Consider the following 17022-nt stretch of genomic DNA (forward strand, 5'->3'; position numbering starts at 1 on the left):
ATCTGTTTTAGCTCTTTTTTCACGTATTCAACTTAACAAATCTATAACCATGCGTAACTAACACTTTTAATATCGCATATCCTGGAATTGCTAAAATAATCCCCATAATACCGAATAAGTTTCCAGCAGTTAAAATGATAAATATAATTGTAATTGGGTGAATATCTAGCTTTTTCCCCATTACTTGCGGAGAAATAAATTTACCCTCTGCTAATTGTACAACCATCATAACGATAATTACCTTTAAAACCATTCCTGGCGAGTCAATAAATGCAATAATTAACGCTGGAGTAATTGCAATAATTGGTCCTACGTACGGAACGATATTTACAATCATCGCTAAAATTGCAAGTAATACCGCGTATTTAATACCGATAATTAAATAGCCTATTAATAGCATAATACCGATAAACAAGCTAACGATAATTTGCCCTCTAATATACGAGCTAATCGCATAATGCATATCATCTAGTATTCTCTTTGCAGCTGGTTGTCTTTGCTCTGAAATAAACTTTAAAAAGTGATTCGGCAATTGCTCACCATCTTTTAAAAGATAGAACAAAATGAACGGAACCATAACGAATGTTAAAACGACCTCTGTTACTGTGCTTAAAAATCCTGTTACATTTCCCGTTACTGATGATAACGATTTTGTAAAATCTACTGTATAGTCTTTTATTATATTTGCAACATCAATATTTAAATTCTCTTGAATTTTACCAAGCAAATTACTTTCTCCAAGTCTACGTGCTGCTCTTTCGATTTCATGACCGAAATACGGTAAGTTACTTATTAACGCATCAATTTGGTCTCTAATAATCGGGATAACCGTTACGACTAAAAAGACAAATAATCCTAGTACAAGTATATATATGGAAGCTATCGATACAATTCTTGAAACACCCTTCTTTTCTAGAAATGAAACGAAAGGATGCAAGATGTAAAATAGGACTCCCGCCAATAACACCGGGAAGAAGATTGTTTTTAAAAAGACGATAAACGGCGTAAATACAAATGATATTTTTGTTAAGAGCAATATATTGATGAACAATAATGCAAATCCAAGTAACACCGCTAAATAATTTTGTTCTCTAAAAAACTTTTTCAACTTATCTCTTTTTCTCAAATTTATTTTATCCAACTATACCACCTCAGTTAATGATGAAAAGCCCTTATAAAGGGCTTTTCATCATTGTATATATTATAAATTTATATTCTTGCGACCTTTACGATAAATGATACAATGAAAATTAGAACAATCGCCCCTATGTATACATACCATCTAACGAAGGACAATAATTCATCACCTAGCCAAACTCCTAGTAAACAAGCGATTATATTCCCAAACATACGAGCAGGAAAATCTTTACCTGTTATAGAAACTGCAATTGTACCTATAATAGTATGACTCTATTTAGCTACTAACTCATTAGTTAATCCTTACATTTATTATATCCAAAAAAGAAAAATCTTGTCAAACGTATGAAAAAACAACCTAAAAGGAGATTATAAATTATGGTTCAAAAATTAATAGTAAACTCTTATGATACAGCTATGTCTATTTTAAAAATTCAAATACCTGCTTATGAAATTGAGGCAAAATATATAAATAGTACAGCTATCCCCCGCCTTTATGATACTGTAGCTGATATTCAAACTTGTGACGAAATTTTTTACGGCTATTTTTACGAAAATGTACTTGCCGGATTTATTTCTTTTAAAAGTAATGACGATGAAGTTGATATTCATCGTTTAGTAGTGTCACCGGATCACTTTCATAAAGGAATCGCGACGAAGCTACTACTACATTTATTTAACATGTTCTCCTCTTCCACAACGTATATTGTACAAACAGGGAAAGAAAATAAGCCCGCTCTTTCTTTATATAAAAAACATGGATTTATTGAAGTACAAGATATCATATTACCTGATGGAGTGCTTTTAACCTCACTAAAAAAGACAGAAAACAATAAATAGTTTGACTTATTTGTTTTATTATGTTATTTTTTACTTTATAAAACCTTTTGCTGAGTCCAAATTTTGGAGCGGGGGAACCATTTTTGTAGCTATGCTACTTGGGGCGAATCTTTTTTAAGTAGGGAAACTCTCACTTCCCGAGTCCGACAGCTAACCTCGTAAGCGTAACGGGAGAGGAAGGTGCTTTTTTGCCTATGTTACACATTTTGCCTCCTTAATTATAAATATGGGATCGATACCAAATAGACACCTATATTTATAGAAAAGGGGACATGTATTATGTTACGTTTATCTGATCACGCAATAAAAATGATGGAGCAAAGACTTCGCCTAGAAAAACAACGCACATATCAAGCAAATAAAGTTGTAGATAACTTACATCACAAATACTTCTTTCAGCATATTTTTCAGCCGAAAAGATAAAGAAACCGTACGTACAATATAATGTAATACAAAAAGCTTTGCGATTCATAATTGCAAAGCTTTTTGTATTACCACTAAAAATAATTTACCATTAATTTATTCATCCACTCTGGAACACGAGCATTTTCCCTTGTATCGAAAGCAGCAATATATGGTTTTATATCTAAAATAGCCGTCCGATCATTAGCGTCTAATCCTTGCACAGTCATAACATTATTTTCAATGGACAAAATTTCAACAGTAGTGATTCCAATAGGATTTGGACGATGCTTTGTCCGTTGCGCAAAACATCCCTTTTCATCAAAATCACTTAATCCCCTTGGCTTTCTAGCCCACGACTGTTTATTTTCTTCCTGAAAATCATTCATATAAAAAATAACAATTGCATGAGAATAATCCTCAAGACCTGCTAATCCTTCAATATACTCTGGATATATTTTAATGTTTGAAATAACACTTCCCCAATTACTGTACACTTTATCGTCTATAGAAGATTGCACTTCACCAATCTTCACCATACTAACATAGACCATTTTCCTCCCCCTTTATATAACATTATTTATTTCCTCGCCTTAATAATAAAGTGAAACTTTAGTCAGTGGGGGTTTTGTCCATCCCCCACTGATTATTAGTTGAACCAATCGGGCTTTTACGGGCAGTTGATCTCCCACCTAACTCCCTCGCATTCGCCGAGCTTTGAGGTGGGAGTCTTACTGCCCGCAAATAGCGGGATAAAAGTAGTCGGCACCATTCTAGCTTTATATAAAGAATAATATTTCGTAGAAGGCTTAGCTAGTTCTTCAGCAAACGAGCCAGATGGTTCAGGTTCTTCTATTCTCTCAATTGTAAATCCCGCTTTATTTAACTCATTTATGTATGTACTTATTTTTCTCTTATATAATGTCGCTTGTACATCTTCCCCTTTAAATGCTTCAAACATAATAGGGATTACACATTATAACCCGATCTCCCTTTTCTCTTTGCTCGGTAGTTTTTCACTTTTGCAATCGTACCGCACGCTCTTCCCCCTTCTTCCCCAGCATACATACCGCACCATCTTTTACTTCCATTACGCGAATGATCATAAAATACCCAGCGACAATCTGGACATGCTTTTAACCTTCCCCACAAATTTTCTTGAATCGCCATTAAAACAATACTTAATACCTTTGTATACACATTCTCTTCGTATACCGGTTCATATGTAATACCTTTCATATCTTCCTTTACATGTACATGAAATGGGTATTTCTCTAACCATTTTTGTAATGATTCTTCCCCTTCAATTGTTAGCCGAATGTCTTCTCGAAAACTTTTTAATTCCTCTATCGTATGAAAATGAAACTCTTCATGAAAATATTTTTTCATAAATTGCTTTATATCATCTTCTGTTTGCAGCACATCCATTGGCTCTCTCGTATCATTTGGTATTCTCCATGTATTTAAAAATCCCCGAATATATTCTAATTCATTTGGTGCGTTCTGATTCAATTCCATTCACCTTCTTAAATTTTACTTTTTTCTGACTTTATGTATAATTATAATATAAAATCGTTAACCATCAATTAATTTTACTGGTTACATATTTAGGAGGGGTTCTATGAAAAATTTCTCAATACCGATACGTTTCATGCTTATTTCTTCATTTTTTATGTCTTTTGGGTATTTTGCGGTATATGCATTTTTAGCTATTTATCTATTAAATTTTCTCCACTTTTCATCTGTGCAAGTAGGAACAGTTTTAACAGTTATGACAATCACATCACGAGTTATCCCTTTATTCTCAGGATTAATCGCTGACAAAATAGGCTATATCATTATGATGATAGCCGGATTATTTTTAAGAGGAATCGGATTTATCGCCTTAGGAATATGCTCTGATTTCTATACAATTTCTATTTCTTCTGCACTTATCGGCTTTGGAACTGCATTTTACGAACCCGCTGCTCGCGCTATATTCGGTTCACAACCAGATCATATGAGAAAAAATTTATTTACATACTTAAACCTTAGTTTTAATTGCGGTGCGATAATCGGACCACTTGCAGGAGGTTTCTTACTCTTTCTAGATCCGATATACGCTTTCGCACTAACAGGATCTCTTATGCTATTATTCGCTCTTATCTTTTACTTGCTTAAAAACCACTTCCAAGTTTCTACTGAAAACACGTCTATTGCATTAGGAATACAAGCAGTCTTACAAAATAAAACCTTTCTTTTGTTTTCATTTATTATGGTTTTCTTCTATATTATGTTTACTCAGCTTACTGTCGCACTTCCACTTCATATGAAAAACATTAGTAATAGCAACCAGCTCGCTACATTAGTTATTACGATAAATGCAATAACGGGCGTCATATTTATGGTGTTATTCCGAAAACTCTTTCATAAATACAACACACTTTCTATTATTAAATACGGTGTTTCATTAATGGGAATTTCTTTTTTACTCATTCCTTTATTCCAACACCCATATTGGCTATTTACTTGTGTAATTTTATTTACAATAGGTGAAACGCTCGTATTACCTAACGCTGATATCGCTATTGCAAATTACAGTAACGAATCGTATACTGCTACCTATTTTGGATTTTATCAACTTTCACTCGCATTTGGTTTTATCATTGGTAATTATACCGGTACATGGTTTACTTCGAACTTAAACGGAATGTATGCACCATGGCTTATTTTCGGTACATTTGGATTTATCGGCTTTTTTTCACTACATATTTTAAATAAGAAAAAACAGATTTCTAAAGAAGATATATACCTATGTAAAGATACGAAACGCCTTTAATACATTTCAATTGGGGGAGAATCTAAAAAATACGGATTTACTGCAATACGCACACCTTTCAATCATACTTACTCTATTGGATGAATTTAGAATCAATCATATACAAAACTTCTTGCCTCTAGCGTTGTAAAAGCATAGACACCCCTTACAGTAGATATACACCCTGTTTACCTTTTACATATTATGGTATAATTTTAAAAGATTAATAGCTAATCATCTATGTTCCACGCTAATGGTCTAGGAATGACAAAATCGAAAAGTTTTTGAGTTGGGGTGACTTTATGAAAAAGATAATGGGATTAAGTATTATTCTATCTACTGGCATCATACTATCCGGATGTTCAACTATAGTAGAACATTCTTTAGAAACTGGAAACGGCAGTATTGAATTATTAACACCAACGATTACAACAAAAGATAATCAATTAGAAATTAAGACTGAGGGAATTGATGAAAACAAAGTGACCTTTATTTATGTTGCCAATAAAAAAGTATTTGAACAAAAAATAAAAAATGATGAATCCTACAAACTTGACATTAAGGGTATCAAAGATGCTCATAGGACCGACTACAAGCCAAAAGTTCAACTTTTGCAAACGAAAGATGATAATAAAGATGGTGAGATGGTAACCTTTAAACAAGTTAGATATACAGTTGAAAAAGATTAGTTTTATAGTATTTAATTTAAATGTAACGAACAAAAATATACTTATAAAAGAACGGGAAATGGAAGGAGTGATAATTTGAAAAAACGATGGAGTTTTTGGTGGATGGGTAACATATTTTGGATTATCATTTTTGTAATATGGGCAGCTATCATTTGGCTAAGAGAGGTTGATGGCGCTGGTGTTACTCAAACACCCGAACTTAAATCAGTGGCATTTATAGTTTTATTAATTGCGTTTATATTCCCAATCATTATTCAAATCGTATGGCTAATTGTTAATTTGAGGATGAGCAATAACAAATAATTAAACAGATTTTAAGGATCTCTCGGATTTTTTGAGAGTATTTTATTTTCAAGTATTTATTAAAACTACGGGGATGTTAAAGATTAATATGGAACGTTTGTTACTTCGCCTCTTTTCAGTTAAAGAGGCGAGGTAAGTTTGAATCAAACTTTTTTATAAAAAAGAGAGGAATCTTTTTCAAATTAGATTCCTCTCTTCTACATTTAAATATGGGATTATCGTGTGTTTTTATTAGGCTGAATTTTAAAGCTACACTACTCCCTTTTCCTTACGATGCATGATGATCTTTCTTCTTCATTAACGCTCTCTTCTTCATCGCTTTCGTTAAGTATCCACCTTTAAATGAGCGAATTTCATAAGAAGACATAAACGCTTTCGGTGCGATTTCATTAATAATTTCTAAAAGTTCTTTCTCCCTCGAGCGCTTCGCAACGATATCTAAGCGATAACGTACTGAATTAATTCCTTCACCTTCGAATACTGTAACGCCAAATCCAGAGTGACGTAATTCATCTACTAATTCATTACAACGGTCTAGTAAACTAACTTGATACGTAATATAACCAATTGCTAATTTATTTTCTATATAACCGCCTAATAACAGTCCCGCACTAAAGCCAATGACATAGGCAACGATGTTCATCCAATTTGATAAATCTTGAAACACAATACCTAAACTGACAATGTAAATAGCTCCTTCTAACAATCCTACGCCAGCAGCGGATCTTGTTTGATTCTTTACAAGCAAAATCGTACGAATTGTTAATACTGGAACGTAAATAATTTGAAGCACAAAAATAAGTAACGCTTGTAACATTGATATCCACCTCTTTCAAAAAGTCTTTTGTCATGATAACATACATAAGCTTTAGAAATCGATGGGTTTTTTTATTTTTTTTAATTATTTTCCATACTATTGAAAAAACGAAAAAAGAAGCGTATTATATTTGTCGTTAATTCGGCTATTTCCATTTATTTCCAAAATCAAAAAAGGAACCCATTAGGTCCCTTTCATTATAACTCTATTTTTTTCGAAGCATTTTCCCTTTGCTTCTCCTCTTCTTTTACTAGCTGCATATTTGCATAAGCTAAATTCGCAATCATTAAAAAGTGACCACCTAAAATACCTGTACCAAATGCCCACATTTCCATTTCATGCTCAATTTCATACATAATAATAGCCCCTAATATTGCAGCTGCAAAACGATTTAACACGCCTAATCCAGGAGCCTTTTCTTTCAATACGATACTTCTTCCTATTTTCTCCACTCTACGAGCTAATAGCCAAAGACAGTATGCACTTACAGCTAATCCAATTCCAAACCCTGTCACTTGTTTTCCAAACGGAGTAATCGTCCACATAAGTAGTAAACCACTAAAGATCACATACAATTGTAATCGATATACACGTAAGGCTACTTGAATCAAAATATCCGCTCCTAATTTCACATTTTTTTACTTTAGAAGAAAAGCAGCAACTTACACAGTTGCTGCTTTCTCTTGTTCTTGTTCATGATCCATTTTGCGAATTTCAACACGTTTAATTTGATAAGCGTCTTTTTCTAACACTTTAAATTCATAACCTTCTGCTTCAACGTATTGTCCTTCTTCAATTTCATGATTTTGCATCATAATCCATCCACCGATTGTATCCACATCTTCTTCCTCAATGTGTAATCCAAATAGATCTTTTACTTCTGTGATAAGCACTTTTCCATCCACAATTTTATGATACTCGTTCACATGTTGAATTGGCGGTGCTTCATCTTCATCATATTCGTCACGAATTTCGCCGACGATTTCCTCCAAGATGTCTTCAAGCGTTACAATTCCAGCCGTTCCTCCGTACTCATCATATAAAACAGCCATCGGAATTCGCTTCTTCTGCATTTGCAGTAATAAGTCATGAATTGGAGTTGTTTCCATCACTTCAATAATCGGACGCATATACGAACGAATAGATGATAAATCTTTTTGATCATCGGTCATATATCGAATAAAGAAATCTTTTACATTGACCATACCGATAATATCGTCTTTATCTTCCCCAAAAATCGGATAACGTGTGTATCGCTCATTTTGGATTACTTTCATGTGTTCTTCTACTGAATCCTCTAGGTAGAAACCAACGATTTCTGTTCGCGGTACCATGATTTCTTTTGCAATACGGTTATCAAATTCAAAAATGTTATTTACATACTTGTATTCAGCCTGATTAATTTCGCCACTTTCATAACTCTCTGAAAGGATAAGACGTAATTCTTCTTCTGTATGAGCTACTTCATGTTCTGAAGCAGGTTTTAAACCGAATAAACCAGTTATAACACGAGCTGAACTATTCAGCATCCAAATAAACGGATACATCACTTTATAGAACATCATTAATGGACTTGCAAATAATAATGTTACTTTTTCAGCCTTTTGAATTGCCATCGTTTTCGGAGCTAATTCCCCTACTACAACGTGTAAATACGTCATTAACATAAAAGCAAGACCAAAAGTCAATACTTGTGAAATAGAAGGATTTAAGTTCAATTTCTCAAATAATGGGTGTAATAACTTTTCGATTGTCGGTTCACCTAACCAACCTAATCCCATAGCTGTAACTGTAATACCTAATTGACAAGCAGATAAATATTCATCTAAATTTGTTGTTACCTTTTTTGCAGCTAAAGCACCGCGTTTCCCTTCCGCAACAAGCTGATCAATGCGACTTGAACGTACTTTTACAATCGCAAACTCTGCTGCCACGAAAAATCCAGTAAATGCGATTAAAATCGCAACCATGACTAAATTAAATATTTCCAATGAATACCCTTAGTTAAAAAACTAAGGTGTCCACCTCCTGTATACTATAATGTTTTCTTATTTGTTCATTAGAAAACATAGCCCTATACAAAAATTAAAGAGGTCGGATTTCACTTTTTCTATAATAATAGAGCAAGTGTCTGTATTAAAGCTGTCGTTTGACCAGATAAAGATTTCGATATTTTTTCACGTTGTGAATCAGTCAATTCATCTAAAAGCGGCTTTAACTCCGTTAACTCTGCTTCTAATCGATGAATATGGTCTGTCACTTCATTCACTTGTTTCGAAACGTGTTCATTGATACCGAGCAGCTTTTTCTTCTCCTCGATTTTCTCTTTAATCTCACAAAGCGGCATATGCATTTCTTTGCACTTCTCAATAAACTGTAATGTCTCAAATGCTGTTTCGTCGTAATAGCGATAATTAGATTGAGATCGCTCCGCTTTTAAGATACCTAGATTCGTATAATAATCAATCGTTCGTTTCGACACGTGAGCCATGAGAGCCAACTGTCCGATTCGATACACCTTCCCAACGATCTTCCCCCCTTGTTTATATTACTAACATCATACAACACATAAACTGTACAGTCAAACGTGACGGTTTGCATTCAACTAAAATAAAAAAATCTGTATTACGCTTCAGATTTTTTACTCTTACATCCCTTTTTCTTTATTATGTAGACTCTACACATTCTGCTAAACGTTCAATTTGATGCATATATAATATTATAAAAACGATTGCTAGGCTCATATTCTACAATAAGTGTAAGTAACATCCCATCCCCACCTTCTTCTAAAATATATGTTGTGGTAGAATAACCTTGTTTCATCTCACCACCAACTGAAACGATGTATGGCGCTTCATATTCTAATAATTCCACTTCAAATTCATAAGCTTTCTTTCTAATTTTTCACACCATAATATACTTATTCTCCTACACGCGGATCTTCTTTTGCTACACTTAGATGAATACCGATTTTCAATTACTAGCGTATTCCACTCTTTTATTTTTTTATCATTATTTACATAATCAAATACGACATCAATTGGTGCCCGAATTAATATTTCAAAAGCAAAGCTCATCCAACCTCTCCTCTCAATACCCTTGTTTGTCTCTATTTATGTTGCAACAAAATGATTATTACATATTTTATATAGTGTAATACAGTTGTTATATTACAATTATTTTTTATTGTGCTTCATTTCACTATTTTTATGCCTATTCTTCACACTCCATAGTCAAAATATTCATTTAAGATTATAAAGCAACCTTTTGTGGATAAGTATCATATAATATTAGAGTTAATGTATTGAAATATTTTATTCATTTTTTAAAGGAGGGATTCTTATTACTACAACACTAATTTCTCATTTTTATAACGAAGAATATTTGCTTCCTTGGTGGTTAATGCACCATACTCAATTATTCGATCATGGTATTTTGATTAATAGAGGTTCTACCGATCGGTCTGTTGAAATATGCCGCCAATTTGCTCCTCATTGGGAAGTGCGTGACTCAAGAGTTCCTGAATTTGATGCAATATTAGTCGATCAGGAAGTAATAGATATTGAAAAAGAAGTGCCTGGTTGGAAAATGGTATTAAACACCACTGAGTTTCTTTGTTGTCAAAATAAAAGTGAGTTCTTTACATCCCTTATTAGTTTCCATAACCAGATGCATGCAATTAGATTGATCTTAATGGTGGATCCCCTTGATTCTATTTATTCAAAACCAAGATACTCACTCCCATTAGTGAAGCAACGATATCACGGATATTTCCCCTACGATCCACATCTGGGATGTTCTTGGAGGCTTATTCATAATTATGAACATGGTAGTTATACACCTGGAAGGCATTCATCTTCATATAAGTTTACTGTTTATCCGTATCCTGTTTTCGTTTTAAAGTTTTATTTCAGTCCTTGGAATGATGCTATGCGAAAACGAAGACTCCAAATCGCTCCTACCCTTTCCGCACGCTGGCAGTGGTTAAAACCTCACTATACAACTTCATTAGAAGAATTAGAAACAAAATTTATAGAAGTTGCCCGCGGGACTCAAGACCTTCGATCCATTCCAGAATACCAATTATTATTTCCCGATTTATAATAACATTTTCCGTATATTTATTTCCTTTTATAATCATTACATTATTTAAGGAGCTTTTATGGATAAGCATCATATGCTACTAGAGTAAATATATTGAAATGTTTTTTCATTTTTGAAAGGAGGAATTCTTATTACTACCACCTTAATTTCTCATTTTTATAATGAAGAATATTTGCTTCCATGGTGGCTCATGCACCATACAAAATTATTTGATCATGGCATTTTGATTAATAGAGGTTCTACCGATCGGTCTGTTGAGATTTGTCGACAGTTTGCTCCTCATTGGGAAGTCCGAAATTCAAAAGTTCCTGACTTTGATGCAATATCAGTCGATCAAGAAGTTATGGAAATTGAAACAGAAGTGACAGGATGGAAAATGGTATTAAATACCACTGAGTTTCTTTGCTGTTTTAATAAGGATGACTTTTTTTTATCACTTAGTCTTTTAGGAGAGAACATGTATTCAATCAGAGTGATCATGATGGTAGATGATCCTAATTATGGTTATAAAGATCCAATATATGAACTCCCTCTAGTTAAACAGCGCTACCACGGTTTATTTCCCAAAGATCTTACACCTTATGTTGGTAGACTCATTCACAATCATGTACACGGCAGCTATACAGCTGGTAGACATTGGTCACCACATAAATTCATCATATACTTATATCCTGCTTTCATTTTAAAATTTTTTTACAGCCCTTGGAATAACGCTATGAAAAAACGGAAATTACAAATAGGTCCTACCCTTTCTGCACACAGTATTCAACATGGACTAGGAACTCACCATCTAGCCTTATCAAAAGAACTAGATGAAAGATTTCTAACATATGCTAGTGCCACTCAAGATCTTCGTTTAATTCCAGAATATAAAATTTTATTTCCTGATTTATAGCTCCTATTGAATATAAAAGAGAACATACTAAGATCCCCCTTCCATTCCTATAATCCATCCATTGTTGAAGCAAATTCTTTTATGAATACATTCATTTTTATTAGTTTCATTTTACAGTATGGTTTCCTATAAAAATGGAGAATCGTACTGTTTTTTTATCTTTTCAGCTAAATACAACACCATTAAATAAAAAGTTGAATAATGTAAGAGGAGGAAATTCGTTCAAAAAATTCTTCTACAGTTATAGGAGGGAAAAAATGAAAGCCGTTATTCTCGCAGGTGGATATGGTACGCGAATTGGGGAAGAGACGCATTTAAAACCAAAACCCATGATTGAAATAGGGGCAAAACCAATTCTTTGGCATATCATGAAATTGTTTAGTCACTATGGAATTAACGAATTTATCATCTGTTTAGGATATAAAGGACATGTAATTAAAGAATTCTTTTTAAATTATAACTGGTATATGTCAGATTTCACTATCGATATGAGTAGAAACGAAATTACAAATCAATCAAGTAATACAGAACCTTGGAAGATAACACTTATTAATACAGGTGAAAATACAGAAACTGGTGGACGTATTAAAAGAATACAAAATTATGTTGGTGATGAACCGTTTTGTCTTACTTATGGAGATGGATTAAGTAATGTAAATATAAATGAACTCATTCAATTTCATAAAAAACATGGAAAACTCGCTACCGTTACTGCTGTTCAACCTCCTGGCAGATTCGGCTCTCTTATACTTCAAAATCAAACGGTTTTGGAATTTAAGGAAAAACCTTTAGGCGATGGCGGCTGGATTAATGGGGGATTTTTTGTTTTAAATCCCGCCGTTTTTAATTATATTCTAGATGATAGATCCGTTTGGGAAACTGATGTATTAGTTCAATTAGCTAATCATAAACAGTTACATGCCTATCAACATAATGGATTTTGGCAGCCAATGGACACATTACGTGATAAGAAAAAGTTAGTGGAATTATGGGAAAATAAAAATGCTCCTTGGAAGGTTTGGTAGTATGATCGATACATCTTTCTGGCATAAGAAAAAGGTTTTTATTACCGGCCATACCGGTTTTAAAGGAACGTGGCTTACTTTATGGTTAGCATCACTAGGTGCAGATGTAAGCGGCTACTCTTTTCATCCACCATCATCCCCTAATTTATTTGAATTAACACAAGCGACAACAGAATGTAAATCTACAAAGGGAGATATCACTCATTTCCCTTCTTTATTGCAAGCAATTAAGGATTACAAGCCTGAGATTATTTTTCACTTGGCCGCACAGCCCTTAGTGCAAACATCATACAAAAATCCGATTGATACATTTAAAACCAACGTTTTAGGTACCGTACATCTATTAGAAGCAGCAAAGAATGTACAAAGCGTGCACGTGATTATTAACGTAACAAGTGACAAGTGTTATGAAAATGATGGGTTTGGGAATCACTCTTTTGAAGAAAACGACCGACTAGGAGGACATGATCCATACAGTGCAAGTAAAGCCTGCGCAGAATTAGTTACAACTTCTTACCAAAAATCATTTTTTCACCTTAAAGACTCTTCTTCACCGAAGTTAGCCTCCGTACGAGCAGGTAATGTTATTGGCGGTGGAGATTGGGCTGAAGATCGACTGTTTCCAGATATGGTGAGAGCCTATATAAATTCGAACAAATTTAGTATCAGAAATCCAAATGCAATTCGTCCATGGCAACATGTTTTAGACCCTTTACATGGTTATTTGCTCCTTGCTGAAAAAGTATGGAAAACCCCTAGATATGCAGCGGCTTGGAATTTTGGTCCAGTCAATCAGCCTCATATGACAGTAAATGAGTTAGTCAATATGACAATGAAGCTGTGGAATAAAAAATTAGAAATTATCTCTCCTACTGACTCTTCCCATTACGAATCATCTGTTTTAACACTTGATAGCAATAAATCGATGAAAGAATTAGGATGGGTTCCAAAATTATCAACTAAAGAATCTATTTCTTGGACTGTTGAGTGGTATCGAAAATATGTCAATGGAGAGGATATTTCATCATTTACTCGTAAACAAATCGATACGTTTAAAACCATATAAGGAGTCTATAAAAAATGTCACATAAAAAATGTCGTTTTTGTCATTCATTGCTGACACATACCTTTTTAGATTTAGGTGTTTCTCCTCTTGCTAATTCATTTGTGCTTCCAAAAAATTTAGATAAAATGGAACCGTTTTATCCACTTCATACGTTTGTTTGTGACACTTGCTTGCTTGTACAATTAGATGAATTTGAATCACCACAGCACATTTTCAATGACTATCTATACTTCAGCTCTTACTCATCTAGTTGGCTATTACATGCAAAACAATACGTAGAAATGGCAATCAAGCGGTTTAATTTAACGCAAAATTCACAAGTTATTGAGATTGCAAGTAATGACGGATATTTATTACAATATTTCCAAAAGCAAAAGATTCGTACGTTAGGGATTGAGCCGGCAAAAAATGTTGCAGAGGTTTCCATTCAAAAAGGCATTCCTACTAAAAGTGAATTTTTCGGAAGTGATTTAGCGAAACAATTACTATCCGAAAATTATCAAGGCGACTTAATTATAGCTAACAACGTATTAGCCCACGTTCCTGATTTACATGATTTTATTGCAGGTTTAAAAACATTGTTAAAACCAGATGGTGTAATCACAATTGAATTTCCACATGTATTAAATCTCATTTCTTATAAGCAATTCGATACAATTTATCACGAGCACTTTTCTTATTTTTCACTTATATTTCTTCAAAAAATACTGTCCCATCATAAATTACAAGTAATAGATGTAGAAGAACTTTCTACACATGGCGGCTCATTACGTTTATTTATCAAACATGAGAACAAAGATGCATTAATCCATTCTAATGTTACAAAATTGATTCAAAAAGAAACACGCCATGGACTCCACAAATTAGATTGTTACCTTCTATTCTCTAAACAAGTAGAGCGGTTAAAAATAGATATTTTAAATTTTTTCATTACAGCAAAATCCTTAAACAAACAAATTGTAGGTTATGGAGCACCGGCCAAAGGAAATACGCTTTTAAATTTTTGTGGACTTGGTAAAGAGTTCCTTTCTTATACAGTAGATAAAAATCCTCATAAGCAAGGTTTATATTTACCAGGTACTCGAATTCCTATTAAAGATCCTGAAGAAATAAAACAAACAAAACCAGATTACATTCTCATTTTACCGTGGAACTTAAAGGACGAAATTATGGAAGAATGCTCCTTTATTCATGAATGGGGCGGGAAATTTTTAGTTGTTATACCGAAAGTAGAAGTGATTTAAATATGAAAAAAATCCTTGTGACAGGTGGAAATGGTTGGATTGGTAAGTACGTAGTAACGTCATTAATCAAAATGGGCTATGAAGTGCATGCTACTTATTACAGCAACAAACCGTCTCATATTTCATGTAATTGGCACAAAGTAAATTTACTTCATAATGAAGAAGTACAAGATCTTATTTACTATATAAGACCTTCTCACCTTGTTCATTTGGCATGGGAAGCTGTACCCCCACAATGTTATCAATCTATCAATAATTATTATTGGCTACAATCCAGCATTTCATTAATTCAACATTTTTCAAAATCTGGTGGCCAAAGAATAGTAGTAGCTGGTACAGGGGCCGAATATGAATGGATTAATGGTATCTTATCAGAAGATTCAATGCTCCTCTCCTATAAAACTCCTTATTCATTGTGTAAAAATACCTTACGCTCATGGTTACAATCTTATTCTGAACAAACCGGTCTTAGTATGTGCTGGGGAAGAATTTTTCATTTATACGGTCCTTATGAAGCGGGTAATCGTCTAGTATCTAATATTATCACTTCCTTATTAAAAAACGAAGAAGCACTATGTACACATGGAAAACAATCAAGGGATTTCCTCCATGTGGGTGACGTCGCTGACGCCCTTGTAACTTTATTAAACTGCAACGTTACAGGCACAATAAATATCGCTTCTGGTCAATCTGTGCAAATTAAAGAATTAGCTTCTATCATCGCTAAAAAGATAGGAAAAGAAAATTTAATTAAACTAGGTGCTATCCCTTTTCCTAAAGATGAACCTTTATTTGTCGGCGTTAATGTGGAACGTTTAAAAAACGCAGTAAACTGGAAACCAAAATACGATCTAAACACTGGAATCGAAGAAACAATTTTGTGGTGGGAATCATTTATAAAAAAACATAACGATACGCATCACTAAAACGTAAATCCTTCGTCCCTCTCGCTAATTCCTTATACCATTCTTCTAACCTTTCAGGCGTAATAATATGGTGAGTTCCCATTCCTGCATGCTTACTACCTTCAGATAGAGTCGGACCAATTTGTAATTTCCTCTTTCTCATCGCATCGTTCCAAGGGCTAAACCCAAACCATACAATACACGCAAGAGGTGGATAATTCATAGATTCATGTGCAGTTAAATGTCTTCCAACAGTATAACTTCCATGTTCATGATTATGAATGAATCTACCTCTTCTCCATAATCTCCAATCTTCTGGTAAATAACCGTGAAATCGCTGTTTCATTAGAGAGGTTCCATACTTAAGCGTAGAATAATTATAATTAGGATCATCGACCATAATTAGCCCTTCTAGCCAATACATCCTTCCTCCCATTTCATTCAGTGAATTCCAAAATTGATTTTTATCTTGTACACAAAGAAACTCAGTCGTATTTAAAATCATTTTCCAGCCTTCTACTTCCTGTTCCACCCCCATTACTTCATGATCTGTTGCTAGTGCATCAAATTCTGGATGTGCAGAATCGCGCACTTCCCAATGCGGTGCAAATTTTTTACAAATTTCAACCGAGCGATCTGTTGAACCTTTATTAATTAAAATGCCATGGTCAAACAGTTTCGTATGATGCATAAGCCACCACGGCAATAAATACTCTTCATTATAAAAATGAGATATAACGGTTGTAGTAATGTAAATCTCCTCCTCTTTCTCTATCAATCTATTTTTTATCCTACAGC

Annotated in this window: 20 protein-coding genes, 2 pseudogenes and 1 riboswitch; of the genes and pseudogenes, 11 read left to right on the forward strand and 11 right to left on the reverse strand. The window is 33.8% G+C overall.

The genetic code is table 11. The annotated features are described in order from the left end of the window. Positions 1-19 precede the first annotated feature (19 nt). Together ACQKNR_RS16780 and ACQKNR_RS16785 are read right to left on the reverse strand one after the other, a co-directional pair. Positions 20-1141: an AI-2E family transporter gene (locus ACQKNR_RS16780; RefSeq protein ID WP_427318860.1), complete on the reverse strand. Its 1122-nt coding sequence runs from the start codon at positions 1139-1141 to the stop codon at positions 20-22. Positions 1142-1209: 68 nt separating this feature from the next. Continuing rightward, complete coding sequence (locus tag ACQKNR_RS16785) at positions 1210-1401, reverse strand: GlsB/YeaQ/YmgE family stress response membrane protein (RefSeq protein ID WP_427319060.1); 192 nt, start codon at positions 1399-1401, stop codon at positions 1210-1212. 114 nt (positions 1402-1515) lie between these two features. On the opposite strand from ACQKNR_RS16785, the gene ACQKNR_RS16790 reads away from it, so the two are divergent. Both ACQKNR_RS16790 and ACQKNR_RS16795 read left to right on the forward strand, forming a co-directional pair. After that, entirely contained in the window at positions 1516-1977 is a 462-nt protein-coding gene (locus ACQKNR_RS16790; protein WP_427318861.1) for a GNAT family N-acetyltransferase, read from the forward strand. Positions 1978-2015: 38 nt separating this feature from the next. After that, positions 2016-2158: riboswitch (cyclic di-AMP (ydaO/yuaA leader) on the forward strand. Between the two features lie 98 nt (positions 2159-2256). Further along, on the forward strand, positions 2257-2400 hold the full coding sequence (locus ACQKNR_RS16795; RefSeq protein ID WP_098543343.1) for a hypothetical protein: 144 nt from the start codon (positions 2257-2259) through the stop codon (positions 2398-2400). A 74-nt stretch (positions 2401-2474) separates the two neighbouring features. Here the strand turns inward: ACQKNR_RS16795 and tsaA are convergent, their stop codons facing one another. From tsaA to ACQKNR_RS16810, 3 genes and pseudogenes are all read right to left on the reverse strand, one after another. After that, positions 2475-2933, reverse strand: coding sequence for a tRNA (N6-threonylcarbamoyladenosine(37)-N6)-methyltransferase TrmO (tsaA, locus tag ACQKNR_RS16800; RefSeq protein WP_427318862.1), 459 nt, complete (start codon positions 2931-2933; stop codon positions 2475-2477). 197 nt (positions 2934-3130) lie between these two features. Beyond that, positions 3131-3346: pseudogene (locus ACQKNR_RS16805) on the reverse strand (class I SAM-dependent methyltransferase); the annotation flags it as partial. 2 nt (positions 3347-3348) lie between these two features. Beyond that, positions 3349-3891: a CGNR zinc finger domain-containing protein gene (locus tag ACQKNR_RS16810; protein ID WP_427318863.1), complete on the reverse strand. Its 543-nt coding sequence runs from the start codon at positions 3889-3891 to the stop codon at positions 3349-3351. Positions 3892-4000: 109 nt separating this feature from the next. Here ACQKNR_RS16810 and ACQKNR_RS16815 point away from each other — a divergent pair, with 109 nt between their 5' ends. The 3 genes from ACQKNR_RS16815 to ACQKNR_RS16825 all read left to right on the forward strand — a co-directional run bounded on the left by ACQKNR_RS16815 (position 4001) and on the right by ACQKNR_RS16825 (position 6168). Beyond that, the gene (locus ACQKNR_RS16815) at positions 4001-5197 is read left to right on the forward strand and encodes an MDR family MFS transporter (protein WP_427318864.1); all 1197 of its coding nucleotides are present in this window, start codon (positions 4001-4003) and stop codon (positions 5195-5197) included. Positions 5198-5478: 281 nt separating this feature from the next. Beyond that, positions 5479-5865 carry a hypothetical protein gene (locus ACQKNR_RS16820; RefSeq protein WP_427318866.1) on the forward strand — a complete coding sequence of 129 codons (387 nt, stop codon included), beginning with the start codon at positions 5479-5481 and terminating at the stop codon, positions 5863-5865. 75 nt (positions 5866-5940) lie between these two features. Further along, entirely contained in the window at positions 5941-6168 is a 228-nt protein-coding gene (locus ACQKNR_RS16825; protein ID WP_427318868.1) for a DUF3923 family protein, read from the forward strand. Positions 6169-6436: 268 nt separating this feature from the next. Here the strand turns inward: ACQKNR_RS16825 and ACQKNR_RS16830 are convergent, their stop codons facing one another. The 5 genes and pseudogenes from ACQKNR_RS16830 to ACQKNR_RS16850 all read right to left on the reverse strand — a co-directional run bounded on the left by ACQKNR_RS16830 (position 6437) and on the right by ACQKNR_RS16850 (position 10062). Next, on the reverse strand, positions 6437-6985 hold the full coding sequence (locus ACQKNR_RS16830) for a DUF2179 domain-containing protein (RefSeq protein WP_098308576.1): 549 nt from the start codon (positions 6983-6985) through the stop codon (positions 6437-6439). Between the two features lie 197 nt (positions 6986-7182). Beyond that, the gene (locus ACQKNR_RS16835) at positions 7183-7596 is read right to left on the reverse strand and encodes an ATP synthase subunit I (RefSeq protein ID WP_427318870.1); all 414 of its coding nucleotides are present in this window, start codon (positions 7594-7596) and stop codon (positions 7183-7185) included. Between the two features lie 51 nt (positions 7597-7647). Next, positions 7648-8976, reverse strand: coding sequence for a hemolysin family protein (locus ACQKNR_RS16840; protein WP_427318871.1), 1329 nt, complete (start codon positions 8974-8976; stop codon positions 7648-7650). A 119-nt stretch (positions 8977-9095) separates the two neighbouring features. Beyond that, a complete protein-coding gene (locus ACQKNR_RS16845) occupies positions 9096-9503 on the reverse strand; it encodes a MerR family transcriptional regulator (RefSeq protein WP_025149265.1) in 408 nt (135 codons plus the stop codon). 148 nt (positions 9504-9651) lie between these two features. Continuing rightward, positions 9652-10062: pseudogene (locus ACQKNR_RS16850) on the reverse strand (SRPBCC family protein). A gap of 265 nt (positions 10063-10327) precedes the next feature. Between ACQKNR_RS16850 and ACQKNR_RS16855 the strand changes: the two are divergent. The 6 genes from ACQKNR_RS16855 (at position 10328) to ACQKNR_RS16880 (ending at position 16245) form a co-directional block, all read left to right on the forward strand. Further along, entirely contained in the window at positions 10328-11089 is a 762-nt protein-coding gene (locus ACQKNR_RS16855) for a glycosyltransferase family 2 protein (RefSeq protein ID WP_427319062.1), read from the forward strand. A 112-nt stretch (positions 11090-11201) separates the two neighbouring features. Beyond that, positions 11202-11984 carry a glycosyltransferase family 2 protein gene (locus ACQKNR_RS16860; protein ID WP_427318873.1) on the forward strand — a complete coding sequence of 261 codons (783 nt, stop codon included), beginning with the start codon at positions 11202-11204 and terminating at the stop codon, positions 11982-11984. Between the two features lie 257 nt (positions 11985-12241). Next, entirely contained in the window at positions 12242-13009 is a 768-nt protein-coding gene (gene rfbF, locus ACQKNR_RS16865; protein WP_427318875.1) for a glucose-1-phosphate cytidylyltransferase, read from the forward strand. 1 nt (position 13010) lies between these two features. Next, on the forward strand, positions 13011-14075 hold the full coding sequence (rfbG, locus tag ACQKNR_RS16870; RefSeq protein ID WP_427319064.1) for a CDP-glucose 4,6-dehydratase: 1065 nt from the start codon (positions 13011-13013) through the stop codon (positions 14073-14075). Between the two features lie 14 nt (positions 14076-14089). Further along, entirely contained in the window at positions 14090-15319 is a 1230-nt protein-coding gene (locus ACQKNR_RS16875) for a methyltransferase domain-containing protein (protein ID WP_427318877.1), read from the forward strand. A gap of 2 nt (positions 15320-15321) precedes the next feature. Then, positions 15322-16245, forward strand: a complete 924-nt coding sequence (locus ACQKNR_RS16880) for an NAD-dependent epimerase/dehydratase family protein (protein ID WP_427318879.1) — start codon at positions 15322-15324, stop codon at positions 16243-16245. Here ACQKNR_RS16880 and ACQKNR_RS16885 read toward each other — a convergent pair. Beyond that, positions 16214-17014, reverse strand: coding sequence for a glycosyltransferase family 2 protein (locus ACQKNR_RS16885; RefSeq protein ID WP_427319066.1), 801 nt, complete (start codon positions 17012-17014; stop codon positions 16214-16216). The two genes, ACQKNR_RS16880 and ACQKNR_RS16885, sit on opposite strands and share 32 nt — an antisense overlap. Positions 17015-17022 lie beyond the last annotated feature (8 nt).

The sequence above is a fragment of the Bacillus sp. NPDC094077 genome (genome assembly GCF_050279465.1).
Taxonomy (GTDB): Bacteria; Bacillota; Bacilli; order Bacillales; family Bacillaceae_G; genus Bacillus_A.

Coding starts and splice junctions, on each gene's coding strand:
- ACQKNR_RS16795 (WP_098543343.1), top strand. CDS start 2,257: ATGTTACGTTTATCTGATCACGCAATAAAAATGATGGAGCAAAGACTT.
- rfbF (WP_427318875.1), top strand. CDS start 12,242: ATGAAAGCCGTTATTCTCGCAGGTGGATATGGTACGCGAATTGGGGAA.
- ACQKNR_RS16880 (WP_427318879.1), top strand. CDS start 15,322: ATGAAAAAAATCCTTGTGACAGGTGGAAATGGTTGGATTGGTAAGTAC.
- ACQKNR_RS16875 (WP_427318877.1), top strand. CDS start 14,090: ATGTCACATAAAAAATGTCGTTTTTGTCATTCATTGCTGACACATACC.
- ACQKNR_RS16830 (WP_098308576.1), bottom strand. CDS start 6,985: ATGTTACAAGCGTTACTTATTTTTGTGCTTCAAATTATTTACGTTCCA.
- rfbG (WP_427319064.1), top strand. CDS start 13,011: ATGATCGATACATCTTTCTGGCATAAGAAAAAGGTTTTTATTACCGGC.
- ACQKNR_RS16790 (WP_427318861.1), top strand. CDS start 1,516: ATGGTTCAAAAATTAATAGTAAACTCTTATGATACAGCTATGTCTATT.
- tsaA (WP_427318862.1), bottom strand. CDS start 2,933: ATGGTCTATGTTAGTATGGTGAAGATTGGTGAAGTGCAATCTTCTATA.
- ACQKNR_RS16815 (WP_427318864.1), top strand. CDS start 4,001: ATGAAAAATTTCTCAATACCGATACGTTTCATGCTTATTTCTTCATTT.
- ACQKNR_RS16820 (WP_427318866.1), top strand. CDS start 5,479: ATGAAAAAGATAATGGGATTAAGTATTATTCTATCTACTGGCATCATA.